The sequence below is a fragment of the Streptomyces sp. NPDC058685 genome (genome assembly GCF_042714725.1).
In the GTDB taxonomy this organism is placed as follows: domain Bacteria; phylum Actinomycetota; class Actinomycetes; order Streptomycetales; family Streptomycetaceae; genus Streptomyces.
In genome coordinates this window covers 1-20,094 of sequence record NZ_JBHXSL010000070.1, presented here as the reverse complement: position 1 = coordinate 20,094, position 20,094 = coordinate 1, and the positions used below count along the sequence as shown (strand labels likewise).

Sequence of the window (20,094 nt, the reverse complement as noted above, 5' to 3'; positions counted from 1 at the left end):
CTGCTCCCCGCACGCGCGGGGATGGTCCCTGGCTGACCGACGTCGACGGCGAGACGATCCCCTGCTCCTCGCACGCGCGGGGATGGTCCCACGCAGGCCGAACTGAAAGCGGCGAGGCGGACCTGCTCCCCGCACGCGCGGGGATGGTCCCAACATCCTCAAGCCCACGTTCAACGGCATCTGCTGCTCCCCGCACGCGCGGGGATGGTCCCGGGACCGGGCGCTGCGCCTGGCGGACGAGGCTCTGCTCCCCGCACGCGCGGGGATGGTCCCAGCCCGTCAGCCAGGCGACCGCGAAGAAGCGCCGCTCCCCGCATGCGCGGGGGTGCTGTCGTGCGTAGGGGGTGGTTGTTGCGCACCGGAATGCTGGGCGGGGGCACAGGTTAGCGGTGGTGGGGGTGTTTCGTGCGGGTTGTGGTTGGACTGGTTGTGGATCGTGGTCTTCTTTCTTGTTTGTGCTGTGTGGGTGGGGTTTTGGCTGTAGGTATCTGGCATGACGGCTGGGGGGACAGGGTCGGGGTTGCGGGGTCGGCTTGCTGGGCCGGTGTTGTCGGTGTGGGCGAAGCATGACCGGGTGTCGGATGGCTGGTTGCCGTTGTGGCGGCATTTGGAGGATTGTGCGGCGGTCGCGGGCCGGTTGTGGGATGGCTGGCTGCCAGCTGGGGTGCGGCGTTTGATCGCGGATGTTCTGCCGGGGGGTGAGGGGGATGCGCGGCGGCTGGTGGTGTGGCTGGCGGGGGTGCATGACGTGGGGAAGGCGACGCCGGCGTTTGCTTGTCAGGTGGAGCAGCTTGCGGATCGGATGCGGGTTGAGGGTCTGCAGATGCGTTCGGTGGCCGCGTTGGGGCCGGACCGGCGGGTTGTGCCGCATGGGCTGGCGGGGCAGGTGCTGGTGGGGGAGTGGCTGCGGGAGCGGCACGGGTGGTCGGTGAAGCAGGCGGGGCAGTTCACGGTGGTGGTGGGCGGGCATCACGGGGTTCCGCCTGAGTACGGCCAGATCATGGCGGTGGAGGGCCGCGGGCATTTGCTGCGTACGCCGGGGGTGAGTGAGGCGGTGTGGCGGCGGGTGCAGGGGGAGTTGCTTCAGGCGTGCGCCGAGGAGTACGGGGTCAGCGGGCGGCTGGCGGCCTGGCGGGGTGTGCAGCTGCCGCAGCCGGTGCAGGTGCTGCTGACCGCGGTGGTCATCGTGGCGGACTGGGTGGCGAGCAGTCCGGACCTGTTCCCGTACTTTCCGCAGGACGAGAGCCGCAGCAGCCGGGAGCGTGTGGCCGCAGCCTGGCAGGGGCTGGATCTGCCCGCGCCGTGGAGCCCGGCGGAGCCGGCTGGTGAGGCGCAGGAGCTGTTCGTCTCCCGGTTCGGTCTGCCGCCGGGTGCGAGGGTGCGGCCGGTGCAGGAGGCGGCCATCGGGCTGGCGCGGGCCATGGACGGTCCGGGGCTGATGGTGATCGAGGCGCCGATGGGGGAGGGGAAGACAGAGGCCGCGCTGGCCGTGGCCGAGATTTTCGCCGCCCGGTCGGGGGCTGGTGGGGTGTTCTTCGCGCTGCCGACGATGGCTACCGGCAACGCCATGTTCCCGCGGTTGCTGGACTGGCTGGGCCGGCTGCCCGCCGCGGCGGGGGCCCGTCATTCGGTTCTGCTGGCGCATTCCAAGGCTGCGCTCAACGAAGACTTCGCCGAACTGATGCGCCGCAGCGGGCGTATCACCGCGATCGGCGTGGACAGTCCCCCACCGGCGGCGGAGCGTCCGTGGGGCGAGGTCGGCCGGGCTTCCGCGGAGTTGGTCGCCCATGCGTGGCTGCGGGGCCGGAAGAAGGCCATGCTGTCGTCGTTCGTCGCGGGCACCGTCGATCAGTTGCTGTTCGCCGGGCTGAAGAGCCGGCACCTGGCGCTGCGTCACCTCGCCGTCGCGGGCAAGACGGTCGTGATCGACGAGGTGCACGCCTACGACACCTACATGAGTGTCTATCTGGACCGGGTGCTGTCATGGCTGGGCGCTTACCGGGTCCCTGTGGTGGTGCTGTCCGCCACGCTGCCCGAAGGCCGGCGCCGTGAACTCCTCGCAGCCTATGCAGGCACGCCCTGGGAGGCCGGCGGATCGGAAGAGGCGGGCGGTTATCCGCTGCTGACGGCGGTGACGCCGGGCGGTGTACCGGTCGTGCGGGCGCCTGGGGCGTCGGCCCGGGGCACGGATGTGGCGGTTGAGCGGCTGGATGACGGTCTGGAGGTGCTCGCGGACCGGCTCGCGGCCGCGGTCACGGACGGCGGCTGCGTCCTGGTGATCCGCAATACCGTGAAAAGGGTGCTGGATACGGCCCGGGTGCTGCGGGAGCGGTTCGGTGACGAGCGGGTGAGTGTGGCGCATTCCTGCTTCGTCGATGTGGACCGTGCCGCGAAAGACGCTGATCTGCTGCGGCGCTTCGGGCCCCCCGGTCCGGCGTCGGCCCGGCCGGCAGGCGGGCACATCGTGGTCGCCAGCCAGGTCGCGGAGCAGTCCCTCGACGTCGACTTCGACCTCCTCGCAACCGACCTGTGCCCGGTCGACCTGCTGCTGCAGCGCATGGGCCGACTGCACCGGCACCATCGCGGGGAGAGCCAGGCCGATCGTCCCGAACGGCTGCGCACGGCACGCTGCCTGGTCACCGGGACGGACTGGGATGCGCCGGTGCCGAAGCCGGTACGCGGGTCCGTCGCCGTGTACGGGGCGTATGCGCTGCTGCGTTCCGCCGCCGCCCTGCAGCCGCATCTCGACGATCCGGCGCGATGTCCGGTGCGTCTGCCCGCGGACATCAGCCCGCTGGTCCAGCGCGCCTACACCCCCGACGCGGAATGTCCTCCGGGCTGGGCCGAGGCTCTTCACGAGGCTGCGGCCGCCGACCGCCGCCACCGGGAGGACCAGGCCGGCCGGGCGGCAACGTTCCGGCTCGGGCCGGTCGGCAGGGCGGGCAGGCCGCTGTTCGGCTGGGTGGCCGCGGGCGTGGGGGATGCGGACGACACCCGCAGCGGCCGGGCTCAGGTCCGCGACAGCCGCGAAAGCCTGGAGGTGGTCGTCGTGCAGCGCCGCAGCGACGGGACGTTGACCACGGTGCCGTGGCTCGGGCCGGATCGCCGGGGCCGGCAGCGCGGCGGGCTCGAACTGCCCACGGACCAGGTTCCGGTGGCCTTCGCGGCACGTACGGCGGCGAGCTGCGGGCTGCGGCTGCCCATCCAGTTCTCCCAGGCCGACGTCATGGACCGTGCCATCGGCGAGCTCGAGGAACTCTACGTGCCTGCCTGGCAGGTGAAGGACAGTCCGTGGCTTGCCGGTCAGCTGATCCTCGCGCTCGACGAGGACTGTCAGACCCGCCTGGCAGGCTTCCTCCTCCGGTACAGCCCCGCTGACGGCCTCGAGGTGACCCGTGTCTGAATTACCCGTATCAGCCCGGCAGGACAGCGGCAGCGTGCTGTCGTTCGATCTCACGCTCCGGCCGTGGATCGGCGTGATCCGCCTCGACGGCACGGAGGACGAACTGTCGCTGCGCGACGTGTTCACGCAGGCAGATTCACTCGCGCGGATCGTGGGGGACCTGCCGACGCAGGAATTCGCCCTCCTGCGCCTGCTCTTGGCGATTGCACATGACGCGCTCGACGGGCCGGCAGACATCGACCACTGGGCGGACCTGTGGGCCGACCCCGATGCCCTGGCACCGGCCGTCCCCTACCTGCAGGAGCACTGCGGCCGGTTCGACCTCCTGCACCCCACGGCGCCGTTCTTTCAGACCGCGGGCCTGCGCACCGCGAAGGGTGAGGTGTTCTCCCTCAACCGGATCGTCGCCGATGTCCCCAACGGTGAGCCGTTCTTCACCTCCCGGATGCCCACCGTGGACCGGCTCACGTTCGCCGAGGCCGCCCGCTGGGTCGTGCACGCGCACGCCTACGACACCTCCGGCATCAAGACCGGCACGGTCGGCGACGACCGGGTCAAGGGCGGCAAGGTGTATCCGCTGGGTGTCGGTTGGGCGGGCAATCTCGGCGGCGTCCTGGTCGAAGGATCCACGCTGCGCGAGACCCTGCTCCTCAACCTGATCGCCGCCGACACCGACACCCTGACCTTCGGCGCAGGTGATGTGCCTGCCTGGCGGCGGGAGCCGAGCGGACCGGGCGGTGCGGAGCGGGCTCCCACGGGGGTGCGCGACGTGTACACGTGGCAGTCCAGACGTCTGCGGCTCCACTTCGACACCGAGGGCGTGCATGGAGTCGTCCTGGGCTACGGAGATCCGCTGAATGCCCGCAACAGACACGTTCTGGAGCCGATGACGGCCTGGCGCCGCAGCCCGGCGCAGGAGAAGAAGCACGGCCTCCCGCTGGTCTACCTCCCGCGGGAGCACGACCCGCAGCGGTCCGCATGGCGGGGAATCGCCGCTTTGATCGCCGACCGCAGCGAAAGCGGCCAGGGCGCGGAGGCAGCCGCCTACCTGCGACCGGGAATCCTCGAATGGATCGCCCGCCTGGTCACGACACGCGAACTCGACCCCGGATTCCTCATCCGCGCCCGCATCATCGGCCCCGCTTACGGAACCCAGCAGTCCGTGATCGACGAGATCGTCGACGACCATCTTGCGCTCGCCGTCGTCCTGCTGCACCAGCAGGACCGCAGCTACGCCCGCCAGGCCATCGACGCCGCCGGCGACGCCGACCTCGCCGTCCGCGCGCTGGGAGATCTTGCCACCGACCTGGCGCGGGCCGCCGGCTCGGACGGCGACGGGCGCCGTGTCACCGCCCGCGACCGCGGCTTCGGAGCACTCGATTCCCCCTACCGCACCTGGCTCGCCGCACTGGCCCAGGCCGAAGACCCGCATCAACAGCGCACCGCATGGCAGCACACCGTGCACCGGATCATCTCCCGGCTCGGCGAAGAGCTGATCGCCCAGGCCGGTGACGCGGCCTGGCAGGGCCGGATCGTGCCCGCGAAGAAGGGCACCCTCTGGCTCAACTCGGCTCTGGCCGACCGGTGGTTCCGCCACCGCCTGCGCACCGGCCTGGGACTGGAACACCCGCCGGCCGCCGAGGGCGACGACCCGGGCGATACCTCACCGAACTCCGCATCCGACACCAAGGTGCCCGCATGACCACCACCGCAGCCCCGCCCAGCGTCCCCGAACGCCTCCGCCAACTCGCCGCAGCCCACATCACCCCCCTGCAAGAGGGCTACCTGCGAGACGACTCAAAAGCCGTCGCAGCGCTCGCCCGCCTGCGCCGCGGCGCAGGCAAGGAAGCAGGACAACTGCCGGACCTGTGGGCCCTCGTCGACACCGGACCCCTGCACACCGTGCCTGACGGCGCACGGCCGCTCGACGAAGAAGCCCTGACCCGCGCCGAGGACGCCCTGCACGCCGCCCTCACCCTGTGGGCGCTGCACCAGCAGTCCCGCCCCACCCGCATGCACCAGCCCGGCAGCCGCCAGCGACCAACTGGCCTCGGCACCGCGGTGCGGCGCCTGATGCCCGCCGACGACATCGACGAGCCGCTCCTCAAACGCCTCGTACGGGCCGGCACCGCACCCGACCTCACCTCCCTCGCACAGCGCCTGCGCGACATCGTCCTGCTGCTGCGCCGCGAGGACATCCCCCTGGACTACGCCCTCCTCACCAGCCAGCTCTACCGATGGCAGTACCCGGGCGGCCCGGACACGGTGCGCCGCGAATGGGGCCGCTCCTTCCACGCCCGCCGCGACACCGCCCCGAACGGCACACACACCCCGGCCCACGAGCCGGGCCTCGACGACATTGCTGAGACCCCCGACACCAAGGACGCCCCGTGAACCGCATCTTCATCGACGTGCACGCCCTGCAGACCGTCCCGCCCAGCAACATCAACCGGGACGACACCGGCGCACCCAAGAGCGCCGTGTACGGGGGAGTACCGCGGGCCCGCGTCTCCAGCCAGGCGTGGAAACGGGCCACCCGCGAATACTTCCGCGACGAGCACCTGCTCGACCCCAGCGAACTCGGCGTCCGCACCAAGAAGGTCGCCGAGGTCCTCGCCGAACGCATCACCGGCCTCGATCCGGCCCTCGCCGCAGATGCGGCCCTGAACCTGGCTGCCGAGGTGATGCAGACCGCCACCGGGTCCGCCATCGACGTCCCCAAGCGCAACAGCAAAACGGACAGCGGGGACACCGGCGATCAGGCCCCCCGGTCGAAGTACCTGATGTTCCTCAGCTCCCGCCAACTCGACGGCCTCGCCCGCCTCGCCGTCGACGGAGCCGCCGACATCAAAACGTTCCTGAAGGACAAGGACAACAAGGCCAAGGCCAAGCAGATCGCCGACACCCGCCACTCCGTCGACATCGCCCTCTTCGGCCGCATGGTCGCCGACTCCGCCGACATCAACGTCGACGCCGCCGTCCAGGTCGCCCACGCCATCAGCGTCCACCGCGTCGACAACGAATCCGACTACTACACCGCCGTCGACGACCAGAACACCGACGCCGAACCCGGTGCCGGAATGATCGGCACCGTCGACTTCAACTCCGCCACCCTCTACCGCTACGCCGCCCTCGGCGTCCACCAACTCGCCGCCAACCTCGGCCAGGGCCTGCGCGACGACGAGGACCGCACCACCCCCGTACGCCGCGCCGTCGAAGCGTTCCTGCACGGCTTCGTCGCCTCCCTCCCCACCGGAAAGATCAACACATTCGGGCACCACACTCTCCCCGACGCCGTCATCGTCAAACTCCGCACCACCCGCCCCGTCAGTTTCGTCGCAGCCTTCGAAGAACCCGTCCGCCACGGCCAGGGCGGCCACGTCCGCGAGGCGTCCGAGCGCCTGGCCGCATACGTTCCCGACATCGAACGCGCCTACGGCGCCGAAGAGTCCACCCGCACATGGGTCCTGCGCGTCGGCCCCGCAACCCAGAAACTCGCCGCACTGGGCACCGAGTCCGACAACCTCACCGCGCTCGTCACCGCAGTCGGCCAAACGGTCACCGAGCGCCTGGAGAAGCCCGCATGAGCGTGCTCACCCTCCTGCTCGCCGGCCCCCTGCAGTCCTGGGGGGCCTCCGCCCGCTTCACCCGCCGCACCACCGAAGCCGCCCCCACCAAAAGCGGCGTCATCGGCCTGCTCGCCGCCGCCGCCGGCATCGACCGCGCGGACGACACACGACTCGCAACGCTGGCCGCCCTGCGCTTCGCCGTCCGCATCGACCAGCCCGGCGTGCGGATCCGTGACTTCCACACCGCCCACCACGGCGACACCGGCAAATCCATGCCATTGACCGAACGCTTCTACCTCGCCGACGCCGTCTTCGTCGCCGCCGTCGAAGGCCCACGCGACGTCCTCACCGGCCTCCGCGCAGCACTACGCGACCCGGTCTACCCGCCGTTCCTCGGCCGCCGCTCCTGCCCGCCCGCCCAACCCGTCGAACTCCGCCTCCACGACAAAAGAGACCTGCTGCAGGCCCTGACGACCGAGCCCTGGCAAGCCTCCCCCTGGTACCGCAGGCAGCGCCGCGAACCCACCGCCACCCTCGACGTCCTGATCGAAGCAAGCCCCGGCCAAGCCGGCGACCTCCAACGAGACCAGCCACTCAGCTTCGCACCGGCGCACCGCCGCCACACCGTGCGCACCATCGCGACCACCACCGTCAACGCCCCCCACCCCGGCGCCAAACGGCACGACCCGTTCGCAGCTCTGCAGGAAGAGAGCGACTGATGCACCTCACCCGCTTCCGCGTGAACACAGCACGCCCCGGCGCCCGCCGCCTCCTGTCCTCACCCCAAGTGCTCCACGCCGCCGTCATGGCCTCCTTCCCCGGCATCCTGCCCACCGACCGCCCAGAAGCGGACCAGCCGCGCGTGCTGTGGCGCATCGACCACCACGCCCGCGCCGAAGTACTGCTGTACATCGTCAGCCCGTCCAAGCCCGACCTGACCCACCTCGTCGAGCAAGCCGGCTGGCCCGCGGCAGCGTCCGATTCGGCGAGCCCCGGATGGCAGACCAAGCCCTACGCCCCCTTCCTCGCCCGCCTCACCCCAGGCCACCACTGGGCCTTCAGACTCACCGCCAACCCCGTCCACACCATCCGCCGCAAAGAAGGCGAACCCAAAAAGATCACCGCCCACCTCACACCCGTTCACCAGACGGCCTGGCTCCTCGAACGCCAGGAACGCGCCGGCTTCCGCGTCCTGGAGAAACCTGCCGACAAGCGCCTCCTGCCCGGCGGCGTGACGCACGCCAAACACCAGCACCACGGGGACCGCTACGAACTCACCGTCGGCGACAAACGAGACCTGTCCTTCGACAGGTCCCGCCAGCCAGGGGCCGGGCGGCCCAAGCCCGTCACCATCGTTACCGTCACCTTCGACGGCCGACTAGAAGTCACCGACCCCCAAGCCCTGCGCCGCACCCTCACCCAGGGCATCGGCCGGGCCAGAGCCTACGGCTGCGGCCTGATCACCCTCGCCCCCGCCGACTGACCCATGGGCACCGTCTCCCAGCGCCCCGCACTCACCCCACGCCACCTGACCCGCACCGGCGACCGGCTCTCCTTCATCTACCTGGAGCGATGCACCATCCACCGGGATGCCAACGCCATCACCGCACAGGACGCCGACGGCACCCTCCACATCCCCTCCGCCACCATCGGCACACTCCTCCTCGGCCCCGGCACCCGCATCACCCACCAGGCCATGAGCATCCTCGGCGAAACGGGCGCAGCCGTGTGCTGGGTCGGAGAGCAAGGCGTGCGCTACTACGCCTCAGGCCGCGCCTTGACGCGCTCTTCCGCCCTCATGGAAGCGCAGGCACGCCAATGGGCCAACCCGCGCAGCCGTTTGAGCGTCGCTCGCGCCATGTACCGGCTGCGGTTCCCCACCGAAGACCCCTCCGGACTCACCCGCCACGAACTCCTCGGCCGAGAAGGCCGCCGCGTCAAAGACTGCTACAAAGCGCAAGCCGTCCGCACCGGCATCCCCTGGCGCGGCCGCAAATACGCGCCCGGCGACTTCACCAGCGCAGATCCCGTCAACCAAGCCGTTACGGCAGCCTCTCAATGCATGTACGGCATCGCGCACGCAGTCGTCACCTCCCTCGGCTGCAGCCCGGCTCTAGGCTTCGTCCACTCCGGCCACGAGTTGTCGTTCGTCCTCGATATCGCCGACCTCTACAAGACGGAAATCGGCATCCCCCTCGCCTTCGACATCGCTGCCCAGGACGAAGAAGACGTCGGCTCCCGCACCCGCCGCGCCCTTCGTGACCGTATCAACGAGACATCCCTCCTGGACCGCTGCGTCGACGACATCAAACGCCTCCTCATCCCGAACGGCCCCGCAGGCCAGGCGACGACGGACGATCGGGACGTCGTCACACTCCAGAGCGACGGAGATGTCGCCGTGGCATCTGGACGCAATTACGACAGTGCCGACGAAGAGGAGATGGCCTGGTGACCGTCCTCGTCCTCACCAATTGCCCGGCAGGTCTGCGAGGCTTCCTCACTCGCTGGCTTCTGGAGATCTCCGCCGGCGTGTTCATCGGCAGTCCCTCAGCCCGAGTCCGAGACGTACTGTGGAATGAGGTTCAGCAATACGCCAACCAGGGCCGCGCCCTGCTCGCCTACACGACAGACAATGAGCAGGGCTTCACCTTCCGTACCCACGACCACGGCTGGCACCCGACAGACCACGAAGGCTTGACTCTGATCTGCCGCCCCAGCCCGAAGTCGGAAGAAGCAAGGCCCTCGACGTCGCCACCCCAACGCTGGAGCAGAGCGTCCAAACGCCGCCGTTACGGGAGGGCATAACAAGCTCGATGTTCCATTTCAGGGAATTGTCGGCCTCGGTGGAAGTACTCCAGAACGCCGTCCGGGCGCTCTAAAGCTGCAGGTCACGGAGTCTGCTCCCCGCACGCGCGGGGATGGTCCCATCTTGATCACGTTCGGGAGGTGGGTCACGGCCTGCTCCCCGCACGCGCGGGGATGGTCCCGGCGAATACATGATCCGCGCGAAGGCCGTGGACTGCTCCCCGCACGCGCGGGGATGGTCCCGCCCGCCGGAACACCTCGTAGTGGGCCGGCCTCTGCTCCCCGCACGCGCGGGGATGGTCCCCCGCCGTCGAAGAGCGGGACCACCGCGGGAACCTGCTCCCCGCACGCGCGGGGATGGTCCCTCGCTAAGTCCCTCGTACAGGCCAGGACTCGACTGCTCCCCGCACGCGCGGGGATGGTCCCGAGGGCACCGACGTCATCAGCATCCTCGGCCTCTGCTCCCCGCACGCGCGGGGATGGTCCCCGGGCCTGCCTGGTCAAGTGGCGCATAGGTGACTGCTCCCCGCACGCGCGGGGATGGTCCCCGGCCGTTCAGGTCCCGCAGTCGGCCGTTGGCCTGCTCCCCGCACGCGCGGGGATGGTCCCGGAAGACGACACGGTCAGCATCCAAGCCGAGGCTGCTCCCCGCACGCGCGGGGATGGTCCCCACACCCTCATCTCCCGCGACCCCCTGCACATCTGCTCCCCGCACGCGCGGGGATGGTCCCGACTGCGATCTCCGGGCTTTCCGCTTGCAGGACTGCTCCCCGCACGCGCGGGGATGGTCCCGAGCCGAAGGCGACCACCACATGACCGACGCCCTGCTCCCCGCACGCGCGGGGATGGTCCCTTGGTGCACGGCGGGGACATGAGTAGTCCCCACTGCTCCCCGCACGCGCGGGGATGGTCCCATGCGCCGCATCATGGTCGTCGGCCCCATCACCTGCTCCCCGCACGCGCGGGGATGATCCCTCGGACAGTCCGCCCTTGATCGGGTCGAGGTCCTGCTCCCCGCACGCGCGGGGATGGTCCCCGTCCGGGCCGGTCATCGACCCAGACCAGCACCTGCTCCCCGCACGCGCGGGGATGGTCCCAACACGATCGTCATGGCGAATGACCCACACATCTGCTCCCCGCACGCGCGGGGATGGTCCCTGCCCGAGCGCGGTCGCGATTTCCTGGTAGGTCTGCTCCCCGCACGCGCGGGGATGGTCCCCCAGGTATTACCCAAGAGGTTTCCCATGACGGCTGCTCCCCGCACGCGCGGGGATGGTCCCGTGTTGGGGGCGCTGGCCGCGTAGTCCCCGAGGCTGCTCCCCGCACGCGCGGGGATGGTCCTCCGCGCTCCCCGTACTTCGGGCAGCTGGGCCGCTGCTCCCCGCACGCGCGGGGATGGTCCCAACGGAACGTGTGCAGGGCGCTGAGTTCCACCCTGCTCCCCGCACGCGCGGGGATGGTCCCGTGAACCTTGCGTGCCGAAGGCACCGCACCGCCTGCTCCCCGCACGCGCGGGGATGGTCCCACGCTCATCCGGATCGCGGTCGACCTCCTGCTCTGCTCCCCGCACGCGCGGGGATGGTCCCTGAGGGCGGCCGCCGCGAAGCTGCGCGGTCTGCTGCTCCCCTCACGCGCGGGGATGGTCCCTCAGGGTCATTGCGCAGCCGGTCCTTGACCCACTGCTCCCCGCACGCGCGGGGATGGTCCCTTCGCGTCGTCCAGTCCGACGCCGATCAGCTTCTGCTCCCCGCACGCGCGGGGATGGTCCCCAGCGGCCGACCTTGCCGGGGATGGCACCCAGCTGCTCCCCGCACCCGCGGGGATGGTCCCGCTCACCAACGGCCGCACCGTCATCCCGTGCGCTGCTCCCCGCACGCGCGGGGATGGTCCCTCGCTGTTCGGCTACACGAAGGAGGCGGACAACTGCTCCCCGCACGCGCGGGGATGGTCCCATCTGGGCGGGCGAGCTGGGCGCCTACGAGGGCTGCTCCCCGCACGCGCGGGGATGGGCCCCACATCATCGGCGCCCGCGCCTTCTGGATGTGCTGCACCCCGCGGGATGATCAGGACCTGCCTGCCACGACGACCGACGGCGCACGCTGCTCTCCCTCCGCGCGTGTGGGGGTGGTTCCCCACTGTGGTGCAGCGGCCAACGGGGCCGTGGTACGGGGTTTGGGGTGACCGGCCCGGCCTGGCAGGTGATAATCGGGCATGGCTGTTTCGTCTTCTCGTTTCCCGGTGCCGAACGCTTTCGAGTTGTTGCGTGAGCAGTACGCCAAGCGGCTGCCTGCGCGTCTCGAGGATCTGACCGGCCCGACGAGTGGCACGGTCGATCTTCCGCTGCATGTTGTCTGGTCGGGGCGAACCTCCTACGACGTCGAGCAGCCGCGGTCACGGATGGGCCTGTACCGGACAGTGCTGGCCGAGGGACAGTGCCAGGACCTGATCGACTACCTGAACCGGGACCTGCTCATCGGACAGTGGCCGGTGCTGCGGACCCTGATCAGCCGGCCGCTGCGTGACGCATGGGAAGCCGCCTTCGCTGAGCTGGCTTCGGCCCGGAGCGAGAGGGCCGCGTGAACCTGAACGACCTGCACCGCCGGCTGCTGGCCGATGTCCTCGCGATCGGAGCACCGTACCCGTTGGTGATCACCGGCGGGTACGCCGTGCAAGCTCACGGTCTGGTCGACCGTCTCAGCCAGGACCTCGACGTGGCCACCGAGAACCCGGCCACGATCGACGACATCGTCAACACGGTCAGCGATGGGCTTGCCACACGAGGCTGGGGCATCCGGCAGATCGAGACAGGGGCCCTGTCCGGCCGGCTCATCGCCAGCGACCCGGACACCGGGGAGGAATGCGAGGTCGACATCCTCAAGGAAGCGTTCTGGAGTCCGCCCGCCGAGACCGAGTACGGTCCCGTGCTCGCGCTCGACGACGTGATCGGCACCAAAGTTCGCGCCCTGGCGGACCGGGGCGCCGTCCGCGATCTCATCGATGTCCATGCCGCATCCCGACACCGCTCCAACGCTGACCTGGAGACTCTCGGCCGCCGCCACGCCCGCTTCGAGTTCAGCCTGCAGGATCTGCGCGACCGACTCGCCGGCGCCGAGTGGTGGGATGATCCGGACTACACCGCCTACGGCCTGACCCCGGAGCAGCTCACCGCCTTGCGCACCTGGGCCCTTGCCTGGACAGCTGAGCTCGATGCCCGCCTACATGCCGACGAAGACCCCGACGAAGACTGAGCACGACCGTTGCTTCCCGGTTGGTGCAGGTGGTGGTGAACACTTCCCGCAGCCGCGGGGATGGTCCCCGGAAGCTCCGCGCGGCCGGCCTGGAACCGGACTACTCCCTGCACGCGCGGGGCTGGTCCCGAGTGATCCGGTTGGACTCTCCAGCAGCGGTCGGCCGGTCTGTTCCCCGCATGCGCGGGGATGGTCCGGTCCCCGCACGTCCTGCCCTCACGGGCTCATCGGTTTCGAGCCCCTCGTCGGGTGGGCTTTGCGGTGCCGTTTCTGAAACCTCATACGGGTACGGGTACGTACCCGTATTGTGGGGGAGCGGAAGGGAACGCGACGATGACCGATGCCAACATTCGTATCCCCGAGGAAGCCAAAGACAGGCTCGCCGCGATAGCTGCGGCGGAAGGGCTGTCGCTGCGCGCGTATCTTGCGCGTCTGGCTGAGACTCTTCTGACGCCGGCTGAGAGGGTCGAGAGGGCCGAGGAGGCGCGGGTCGCGCTGAAGGCGTGGAACGGCTATGCCCCGACCGAGACCGAAGAGCAAGTCCTGGACAGCGAGCTGGACCAGCGCCTGGCCCGGGTGACCGTCCTGTGAGTGATGCCATGCACATCGTTCTGGACGACTCTGCGATGGCCGCGGCGGGGCAGGGCAATGTTCTCGCCTCCCGTCTTATTCACCGAGCCCACGCTGAGGCCGACTGGTTCCTTTATGCGCCGGCGTGTGCGCTGGTTGAGGCCGACCGAGTCCGGCCCGGTACGGCGGAGCACCTGGCTTCCCTGCCCGGCGTCACCGTCCTCGATCTGGACCTGGCAGCAGCCCTGGCTGTAGCCCGGCAGAAGACCTGGGCAGCAGCCCACAGCCAGTACGTCGCGCAGCCCACCCCGGAACGACCTTCCGGGGCGATCATCGCCACCACACAACCGGACAGATGGAGCGGTGAGGCGGTTCGCGTCTTGGACCTCACTTGAGGGCTACGTCACCCGTTGTCGCCTGCTTGTTCCGGCACGCGCGGGGATGGCCCCTTCGTGCGGCGCTTCACGTTCAGGTCGGATGCCTGCTCCCTGCACGCGCGGGGATGGTCCGGGCGGGACGGCTCGTCGAGGCCATCGTCGCCCTGCTCCCCGTACGCGCGGGGATGGTCCCCCCACGGAGATGATCAGCGCCGCCATCGGCTTCTGCTCCCCGTACGCGCGGGGGTGGTCCCGGCTTCGACGGCCTGTCGAAGATCCTCACCGGCCGTTCCCCCCACGCGTGGGGGTGGTCCCAGGTCCTGCATCGTGACGTCCTCGATGCCGGTCTGCTCCCCGCACGCGCGGGGATGGTCCCACACCATCCACCCACAACGCACGAATCGCCTCCTGCTCCCCGCACGCGCGGGGATGGTCCCGGAGGCGACCCGAACAAGGCCAAGGCGTACCGCTGCTCCCCGCACGCGCGGGGATGGTCCCTCGGGCCGCATGATGGCCTCGCCACCGGACAGCTGCTCCCCGCACGCGCGGGGATGGTCCCGAGCCTGCCGTTCAGTTCTCCACCGACCGGTTCGCTGCTCCCCGCACGCGCGGGGATGGTCCCGGCGCAGGTCAGAGACCCGCCAAACTGAAAATCTGCTCCCCGCACGCGCGGGGATGATCCCCATGTGACGCTCGGCAAGCAGGCGTTCAACCACTGCTCCTCGCACGCGCGGGGATGGTCCCCGGGCCCCGCGGGAGACGCCATGACGCCGGACCTGCTCCCCGCACGCGCAGGGATGATCCCGACCGGGTGTGCTCAATGGACTTCAGGTAGGTCTGCTCGCCGCACGCGCGGGGATGGTCCCGCCTTACGGGTGCGGGAGATGAACGTCGACGTCTGCTCCCCGCACGCGCGGGGATGGTCCCGTCAGCGTGTACGTACCGCCGGTCGGCGTGCCCTGCTCCCCGCACGCGCGGGGATGGTCCCCCCATCTCCATCGGTGAGTCGAAGCAGGCTGTCTGCTCCCCGCACGCGCGGGGATGGTCCCCCCGCCCGTCCGGGCCGAACCCCGGCACCAGGCTGCTCCCTGCACGCGCGGGGATGGTCCCTGGCCGGCCTTCATCTTGTCGCGGCACTTGATCTGCTCCCCGTACGCGCGGGGATGATCCCTCGACCGCGTTGTCCAGGTCGATGACCACGAACTGCTCCCTGCATGCGTGGGGATGGCCCCCGGTACGAGGTCCCGGCGTGCTGGACGAGTGCTGCTCCTCGCACGTGCGGGGATGATCCCAGAGCAGAAATGACGAAAGCCCCCGGCAGGTCTGCTGTCCGCGCGCGGGGATGGTCTCTTCTAGACGACGCTGCCCGGCTGGCACACCTTCTGCTCTCTGTACGGGCGGGATGGCCCGACGGGAGCCGTGCTCGCGCTCGCCTCCGGTGGCTGCTCCCTGTACGCGCGGGGATGGTCTCGCAAGCTGCGCGCGATGGGGCTGCGGTTCGGTCTGCTCCACGTCCGCGACGGGGCTGCGCCCAATGCCTGCGTGCTGCTGACTGCGTCGTTTCTGTAGATGTTCTATAGTGTTGCTATGGCATCGACGACGATTCAGGTTCCGCGGGAGACGCGTGATCATCTTGCCGAGTTGGCGAGGGAGCGGGGTGTGAGTATCGGGCAGTTGGTGGAGGCGTTGGCTGCTGAGCAGCCGACGGCGGCGCAGCGCGCGGAGCGGCTGGCGGCGGACCGGGAGGCGGTGCGCGGGTTGTTGGGGGTGGCGATCAGTGATGTCGAGTTCGATCAGGCTCCTGATGTGCTGGGCAATCTGTACAAGATCGCTGCGGACAAGGCGCGCATGGCCCGGGACTCGGCTGCGTGATCATTCTCGACACCGGCGCGGTGACTGCGCTCGCCCGTGGTCACAAGACGCTCAGCCTGCTGGCCGGCAACATGGCCCTGACGCCGGGGGAGCAGCTGCGGATCCCCGCGCCGTGCCTGGCTCAGGCTGAAGCCGATGACGAGGGCGCCGCGCGCCGTGTACTGGCCTTCTCCTCGGTCACTGTCGACCCGCTCGACATGGTCGCCGCGGTCAGCGTCGGCACCATGATCCGGGACGGCTACGGCGGCCTCGACACCTGCCACGCCCTCTATTGCGCCTTGCCCAGGCCGGAGTTCACCGGCATGTCCATCCTGCTGACCGGTCACGAGGACGCCTACCCGCCCGGCGTGGTCACCGTCGACATCGACTCACCCGGCATGCTCGGACTCCACTAACACGCCAAGATCGTGGTCTACCAGTGCCGCATACCTACACGCCCCGCCTCCTGCTCCCTGCACGCGCGGGGATGGTCCCAACCGGAACGGCCGGTTCTCCGCACGTAACCCCTGCTCCCCGCACGCGCGGGGATGGTCCCCCCCCTTCAAGGTCGGCCGTCACGGCGACGCCGCCTGCTCCCCGCACGCGCGGGGATGGTCTGAACGAGGTCTGGAAGAACGCGCCGACGTCGCACTGCTCCCCGCATGCGCGGGGATGGTCCCTTGGGCTGCACCAGGCCGGGGCCCTCGACCGCCTGCTGCCCGCATGCGCGGGGATGGTCCCCACCAGTTCGTCGCGGGGTGCCGGCGGCCGTCGCCTGCTCCTCGCACGCGCGGGGATGGCTCCTCGAACACATCGACGTTCGGCTGCTCCCCGCAGACGTGGGGATGGTCCCGAGTGATCCGGTTCTCCAGCAGCGGTCGGCCGGACTGTTCCCCGCACGCGCGCGGGGAGCGTTCTACCCCGGAGCGCTCTCGTGGTCAGCGGCGTTTGCTCCCGCCTGCGCGGGCTGTGTGGGATTTCTTCTCCCGCGCGTATACTGTGGCGTATACTTTCTGTATGGCTGATGCGATGATTCGGGTTCCTGCTGAGGTGCGTGACCGGCTGGCTGTGCTGGCGGAGTCGCGTGGGACGTCTATCCGTTCTCTGGTGCAGGAGTTCGCGGAATCGAGTCTCACGGATGAGGAGCGGCGTGAGCGTGCGGACGTGACGCGGGCCTATCTGGCGGAGCATTTCGGTACCGAGGTGACGGACGACGAGAGCGCGGCGATGGGCCGCCGCCTGCGGGATGTATTCGCCCGGCCGGCGCGCGGCGATGCCGCGTGATCCAGCACCACCTCGTCCTTGACACGCCCACTCTGCTCGCCCTGTCTGGGAACCGGCAGGTCTCTGCTCTCATCCATCGTGCCAACTTCGAACCCGAGGTGCGCTTGTGGGTGCCGGTGCTGGCCGTGCTCCAGGCCGACTTCGATCATCCTGGCATTGCCGAGCATGTGGGGCAGCTCGACGTCCTGCACATGCTCGATCTCGACTACCCGGCCGCTCTGACGGTTGCCCAGATGCACCGGAACGGTACGCCCGTGGGGGTGGCGGTGGCAGCCCATGCAGCCCGCATGCTTCCTCAGTGGGACATGGACGCCCTCGTCGCGACCGTCAATCCCACGGCTTACACCGACCTCGATGTCCGCGTCTTCGACCTCAACCGCTGAGCCGCACCCTACGCAGCAGGAAAGCTCCCGCGCCTGCTAGAACGGCGCTCCCGGCACGCGCAGCGATGGTCCCGCCAAGAAGATGTGCTCTGCCTGGGAGTACGTCTGCTCTCCGCACGCGCGGGGATGGTCCCGACACGACGAACAAGCCGATCATCGGGCCGATCTACTCCTCGCACGCGCGGGGATGGTCCTGTCGGCTTGAGGATGCTGTTCCGGGCGTACGCCTGCTCCCTGCGTGCGCGGGGATGGCCCCTGCGGGACAGTGAGGAGTACGGCTCCCTCGTCCTGCTCCTCGTGCGCGCGGGGATGGTCCCCTGACGGACAACGCGTTCTCCGGGCCATGTGCTGCTCCTCGCATGCGTGTGGATGGTCCCTACGCGGCCTGCCCCCACGGCTACCTGCTCGACTGCCTCCCGCACGTGCGGGGATCCCCGTTCGGGCCATAGGGGTTTCGCCGGTTGACCGCTGCTCCCTGAACGTGCGGGGATGGTCCCCGGATGACGACGCTGCTCGCCGGCGGGGTGGACTGCTCCTCGCATGCGCGGGGACGGTCCCCAGTCGCCCTGGACTTCACCGTGCCGTGGTCCGGGGTTTTTGTGCGCCGGGCTGGGGTGGGGATGTTCTGGGTAAGGCGAAGCCCTGAACGGGACGTGACGGCCGTTCAGGGCTTCACCCAGCTACTCCAGCATGGGAGCGCTTGGAGTTAACAGGTTCCAGTGTGCGGTCGGCCGGCTGCTGTGCCGTTGATCTACGGGGCGTGTGTCGCAGGTGCACAAGTACCGGCATAAGTTCCGGCATGAGTTGGGGTGCAAGTAGGCGCTCGAGTACCCGCATAAGTAGCCGTACACCGGGCTTGGGTGGGTTGCGGTATGGGGTTGCGTTTGGGGTTGCGCATGCACTTGCTCTTGGGGTTGCGGTTGGGGTTGCGCTGACCTGCGGTGATGCGGCCGTGGTGCAGTTGCGTTGTACGAGGTCACCGGGCCCTTTCCGGCATGGTCGGGGACCTTCCGGGGCGCTGACTTCCCCTCTACAGCCCTTTTCCGACAATCATGGTGGGGTGGGCGGAGGGTGTGCGGTGTCGGGGAACGGGGCCGGCCTGCGGCGCCGGGGTGGGGCGCGTCGGCGGGGCCTCCGCGCGCCGGGGGCTGGGCGGAGCCGGTCCGGGCGATGCGTCCCGGCCGGGTGTCTGTGAGCGCTCGGCTCCCGGCCTGGCCGGGACATCAACGGTCACACCATCGGTGTCAGCATCGGTCACATCAACGGTCGCACCATCGGTCATACCGGCTGGCGGGGACGTTTGCGTGCGTGGAGGCATGGTGCGAGGTCAGCGGGCGTTCACTGATGGTCGGGTGACCTCGGACAGTGCTGACTTCCCCTCTGCAGCCCTTCTCCGACACGAAAAGACAGGAGGGCGGAGGGCGGAGGGCGGAGGGCGTGCGGTGTCGGGGAACGGGGCCGGCCTGCGGCGCCGGGGTGGGGCGCGTCGGCGGGGCCTCCGCGTAGCAGCGCAGCAGGGCGGGACCGTCGAGCAGCTGGCCGTGGTCTCCCGCCTCACGTATGGCCTGGGTCTCTCCGGCGTCGAGTTGGAGGTGATCGACCCCGAGCGTGACAGTGCGGTGCCGCGCTGGTGCGCGTGCGGGCCCCGGTTGGATGGGCGCCCGGATCTCAACGCGGCCATGGCGGAACGTGCCACCACGCGTGGCGTGGACGTACGGCTGTCGGGAGATGGTTCGGACGACTTGCTCGGCGTGCCGCGCTACGCCACGACGGCCATTGCTCACCGGCACGGGGTGCGGGCTGCACGGCGCTACGCGGCTGATGTGGCCGCTGCGGGCCGGGCCTGTTCGGTGAGGCGGTGGCCGCGCTTGCCGGGTGCGTACCCGGTCGTGTGCGGGCCGCAGGGTACTGGGCGGCGAACTGGCCCGAGTGGACCGTCCCCACCGCGCCCGCGCTGCTCGCCGAGCCGTACCGGTCGGCCGTGACCGTATGCGGCTACTGGCGCTGCGGGAAGCCCGCCACGACGGAGCCCTCGTCGCCGAAGGCGTTGTCGGCATCCCGCTGGAGGGCATTGGTGTCCTGTGGTGGATCAGCGTGGAACCGTCCGCACGTGGACGGGGCTGGGGCGGGCCATGCTCGGATCAGCGCTGGAGACGCTCGCCGGGCTGGAGGCGCGGGAAGCGATCCTCTATGTGGACGACGCCCCACCCGGAGACGAACGGGACCGGACAGCGGCCAACTCCCTCTACGAATCAGCCGGATTCACCGAAGTCGACCGCCTGTATTCATACTCGACGTAGTCCGGAAACCACAGACGTCCAGGGCGATTAGGGGATGTGCCCTACTTCCCCCAACGCTACATGTGCATCAAACCGATGCACCGCCACCCCGAACACGAGCGACAGCCCCAATCCTTACTGCTAGCCGCCCGCGTCAGCGGGCTTCAACGGCCCTGGAGGCGGAGCCGAAGGGCCGAGCGGGGGAGCGGAGCGAACCCGCCCGGGGTCTGGAGCGAAGCGGAAGACCCCACGTGGTGGCGCAGTCACCACGGCTTCGGAAGCGCAGCGGACGAAGCCTCACTCTCCCTGCGAAGCAGGGAGAGTG

At 69.8% G+C, this 20,094-nt stretch carries 17 protein-coding genes and 3 CRISPR repeat arrays (1 of these 20 only partly in view); all 17 genes read left to right on the top strand.

All coding sequences use genetic code 11. The annotated features are described in order from the left end of the window. A CRISPR array of direct repeats spans positions 1-333; the repeat unit is 29 nt; unit sequence CTGCTCCCCGCACGCGCGGGGATGGTCCC; it reaches 794 nt to the left of the window's first position. Positions 334-493: 160 nt separating this feature from the next. The 17 genes from cas3 to ACFWU3_RS33190 all read left to right on the top strand — a co-directional run bounded on the left by cas3 (position 494) and on the right by ACFWU3_RS33190 (position 19,790). Further along, complete coding sequence (cas3, locus tag ACFWU3_RS33270; RefSeq protein WP_384444872.1) at positions 494-3,403, top strand: CRISPR-associated helicase Cas3'; 2,910 nt, start codon at positions 494-496, stop codon at positions 3,401-3,403. Next, positions 3,396-5,105, top strand: a complete 1,710-nt coding sequence (gene casA, locus ACFWU3_RS33265; RefSeq protein WP_384444870.1) for a type I-E CRISPR-associated protein Cse1/CasA — start codon at positions 3,396-3,398, stop codon at positions 5,103-5,105. Before cas3 ends, casA begins: the two co-directional genes overlap by 8 nt. Then, positions 5,102-5,797, top strand: a complete 696-nt coding sequence (gene casB, locus ACFWU3_RS33260) for a type I-E CRISPR-associated protein Cse2/CasB (protein WP_384444868.1) — start codon at positions 5,102-5,104, stop codon at positions 5,795-5,797. The genes casA and casB overlap by 4 nt, the downstream gene beginning before the upstream one ends. Continuing rightward, positions 5,794-6,990 carry a type I-E CRISPR-associated protein Cas7/Cse4/CasC gene (gene cas7e, locus ACFWU3_RS33255; RefSeq protein WP_384444866.1) on the top strand — a complete coding sequence of 399 codons (1,197 nt, stop codon included), beginning with the start codon at positions 5,794-5,796 and terminating at the stop codon, positions 6,988-6,990. The genes casB and cas7e overlap by 4 nt, the downstream gene beginning before the upstream one ends. Beyond that, a complete protein-coding gene (cas5e, locus tag ACFWU3_RS33250; protein ID WP_384444864.1) occupies positions 6,987-7,691 on the top strand; it encodes a type I-E CRISPR-associated protein Cas5/CasD in 705 nt (234 codons plus the stop codon). The genes cas7e and cas5e overlap by 4 nt, the downstream gene beginning before the upstream one ends. Next, positions 7,691-8,455: a type I-E CRISPR-associated protein Cas6/Cse3/CasE gene (gene cas6e / locus ACFWU3_RS33245; protein ID WP_384444862.1), complete on the top strand. Its 765-nt coding sequence runs from the start codon at positions 7,691-7,693 to the stop codon at positions 8,453-8,455. The genes cas5e and cas6e overlap by 1 nt, the downstream gene beginning before the upstream one ends. Before the next feature lie 3 nt (positions 8,456-8,458). Next, complete coding sequence (gene cas1e, locus ACFWU3_RS33240) at positions 8,459-9,424, top strand: type I-E CRISPR-associated endonuclease Cas1e (protein WP_384444860.1); 966 nt, start codon at positions 8,459-8,461, stop codon at positions 9,422-9,424. Then, the gene (gene cas2e, locus ACFWU3_RS33235) at positions 9,421-9,777 is read left to right on the top strand and encodes a type I-E CRISPR-associated endoribonuclease Cas2e (RefSeq protein WP_384444858.1); all 357 of its coding nucleotides are present in this window, start codon (positions 9,421-9,423) and stop codon (positions 9,775-9,777) included. The genes cas1e and cas2e overlap by 4 nt, the downstream gene beginning before the upstream one ends. Before the next feature lie 92 nt (positions 9,778-9,869). Then, positions 9,870-11,790: direct repeats of the CRISPR family, unit length 25 nt; unit sequence CTGCTCCCCGCACGCGCGGGGATGG. 198 nt (positions 11,791-11,988) lie between these two features. Beyond that, positions 11,989-12,357 (top strand): hypothetical protein, encoded by a 369-nt coding sequence (locus ACFWU3_RS33230; RefSeq protein ID WP_384444856.1) that lies wholly within the window; start codon positions 11,989-11,991, stop codon positions 12,355-12,357. Further along, positions 12,354-13,025: a nucleotidyl transferase AbiEii/AbiGii toxin family protein gene (locus ACFWU3_RS33225; protein ID WP_384444854.1), complete on the top strand. Its 672-nt coding sequence runs from the start codon at positions 12,354-12,356 to the stop codon at positions 13,023-13,025. Before ACFWU3_RS33230 ends, ACFWU3_RS33225 begins: the two co-directional genes overlap by 4 nt. 333 nt (positions 13,026-13,358) lie before the next feature. After that, on the top strand, positions 13,359-13,616 hold the full coding sequence (locus ACFWU3_RS33220; protein WP_384444853.1) for a hypothetical protein: 258 nt from the start codon (positions 13,359-13,361) through the stop codon (positions 13,614-13,616). Positions 13,617-13,624: 8 nt separating this feature from the next. Continuing rightward, complete coding sequence (locus tag ACFWU3_RS33215; protein ID WP_384444851.1) at positions 13,625-13,990, top strand: hypothetical protein; 366 nt, start codon at positions 13,625-13,627, stop codon at positions 13,988-13,990. Between the two features lie 25 nt (positions 13,991-14,015). Next, positions 14,016-15,264: direct repeats of the CRISPR family, unit length 17 nt; unit sequence ACGCGCGGGGATGGTCC. Positions 15,265-15,559: 295 nt separating this feature from the next. After that, positions 15,560-15,844 carry a hypothetical protein gene (locus ACFWU3_RS33210; protein ID WP_384444849.1) on the top strand — a complete coding sequence of 95 codons (285 nt, stop codon included), beginning with the start codon at positions 15,560-15,562 and terminating at the stop codon, positions 15,842-15,844. Beyond that, complete coding sequence (locus ACFWU3_RS33205; protein ID WP_384444847.1) at positions 15,841-16,239, top strand: hypothetical protein; 399 nt, start codon at positions 15,841-15,843, stop codon at positions 16,237-16,239. Before ACFWU3_RS33210 ends, ACFWU3_RS33205 begins: the two co-directional genes overlap by 4 nt. Positions 16,240-16,840: 601 nt before the next feature. After that, positions 16,841-17,107 (top strand): hypothetical protein, encoded by a 267-nt coding sequence (locus ACFWU3_RS33200; RefSeq protein ID WP_384444845.1) that lies wholly within the window; start codon positions 16,841-16,843, stop codon positions 17,105-17,107. Beyond that, the gene (locus tag ACFWU3_RS33195; protein ID WP_384444843.1) at positions 17,104-17,490 is read left to right on the top strand and encodes a hypothetical protein; all 387 of its coding nucleotides are present in this window, start codon (positions 17,104-17,106) and stop codon (positions 17,488-17,490) included. The genes ACFWU3_RS33200 and ACFWU3_RS33195 overlap by 4 nt, the downstream gene beginning before the upstream one ends. A 2,132-nt stretch (positions 17,491-19,622) precedes the next feature. Continuing rightward, positions 19,623-19,790, top strand: coding sequence for a hypothetical protein (locus tag ACFWU3_RS33190; protein ID WP_384444841.1), 168 nt, complete (start codon positions 19,623-19,625; stop codon positions 19,788-19,790). Positions 19,791-20,094: the final 304 nt, after the last annotated feature.